This is a genomic window from Microcoleus sp. B3-A4, from assembly GCF_036705385.1.
GTDB lineage: Bacteria > Cyanobacteriota > Cyanobacteriia > Cyanobacteriales > Microcoleaceae > Microcoleus.
In genome coordinates this window covers 2,685-4,390 of record NZ_JAUBUI010000161.1, presented here as the reverse complement: position 1 = coordinate 4,390, position 1,706 = coordinate 2,685, and the positions used below count along the sequence as shown (strand labels likewise).

The following is a 1,706-nucleotide window of genomic DNA, read 5'->3' as shown; positions in this document are numbered from 1 at the left end:
CTCTGGCTTTTCGCTCATCTGACTACATTACCATATTTTTCGGCTCTCAATGAACTATTTTTTACCTGAATCCTTACGGTAAATTAATCATGTCTATCTTCAGTACCGCAACCAGCTTCCCTGTCGGCGAAGGGCCGAGTGACGTTGTTGTAGCAGATTTTAACAAAGACGGTAAGCCCGATCTCGCCACAGCGAATCAAGGAACTAACAACATCTCGATTCTGTTGGGGACAGGCACTGGCAGCTTTGGCACTGCCAACAACTTTAACATCGGCTTTACGCCCATAAGTCTGGCATTAGGGGACTTTAACAGCGACGGCAACCTCGACATAGCTTCTGTAAAGAGGGACAGCGCAGATGTAGGTGAAGTAGCCATCCTGTTGGGAAATGGCACAGGTAGCTTTGGCACTCCCACGAGCTTTGAGACGGGGGAAGCTGATGGGAAGTCAGATTTTGGCCGTGGTGTTGGTGCGGGTGACTTTAACAGCGACGGCAAGCTAGATTTAGTTACGATAGGCAATAACAATCTATCGATCCTGTTAGGAACTGGTACAGGCAGCTTTGGGGCTCCTACTAACCTTAATGTTAATGGGTCGAATTCGCGGTTTTTCGCCGTGGAAGACTTTAATGCTGACGGCAAGCTAGACTTAGCTTTCATAGACTCTTCTGATAATGTATCGATCCTGTTGGGGACAGGGACAGGCAGCTTTGGGACTCCTACTAAATTTAAGGCGGGGAACGATCCGATCGGGCTCGCTACAGGGGACTTCAATGGGGATAACAAGCCAGATTTAGCTGTAACAAACATCGGCGAATCTAAAAACGTATCAATCCTGTTGGGGACAGGGAAAGGCAGCTTTGGGGCTCCCACTAACTTTAATGCGGGGGACTTTCCCAATAGTGTTGCTGTTGGGGACTTTAACAGCGATAACAAATCAGACTTAGCTGTGACGAGCGATGGTGGTATCTCCATTTTGTTGGGAAATGGTACGGGCAGTTTTGGTGCGCCCGCCAACTTTTCGGCTGGGGAAGATCCCTTTATCATTGCTGTTGGGGACTTTAATGCTGACGGCAAGACAGACTTAACTACGACAAACAATAATGAAGAATCTAACAGCGTCTCGGTTTTGCTCAACAACAACGATGATGTCGCCGATGGTAGCGGCAATGAGGACAATGATACGGCTGGTGTTTCTGTTAGTCTTACCGAAACGAAAGTTACAGAAGGCGGCGCGAATGGCCGTTACAATATCAAATTAACGTCGCCGCCGATCGCCCCTGTAACTATCAATCTCACAACAGGCGATCGGATTGAGCCGATCGCCCCTGTGACTTTCACTCCAAATAATTGGAATGTTGCTCAAACCGTTACGGTAAAAGCTGTTGACGATACAGTTGCCGAAGGTACAGGCAGCGCTAATATTACTCACACTGCAACCAGCACTGATGCTAAGTATAAGGAAATTTCGGTGCCAGGGGTGACAGTGGCGATCGACGATAACGACACTACGCCGACACCGACACCGACACCGACACCGACGCCAGTGACGCCAACGCCAGTGACGCCGACGCCAGTGACGCCGACGCCAGTGACGCCAACGCCAGTCACCCCGACGCCAGTGACGCCGACGCCGACAGAAGTGACGCCGACAGAAGTGACGCCGACGCCGACAGAAGTGACGCCGACGCCAGTGACGCCAACGCCG

General features: G+C 50.5%; 1 protein-coding gene. It reads left to right on the top strand.

Going from position 1 to position 1,706, the window contains the following annotated elements; translation table 11 throughout:
* Nucleotides 1-89 precede the first annotated feature (89 nt).
* The coding region (locus QUB33_RS28705) for a VCBS repeat-containing protein (RefSeq protein ID WP_333357831.1) at nt 90-1,706 on the top strand (1,617 nt) is incomplete at its 3' end.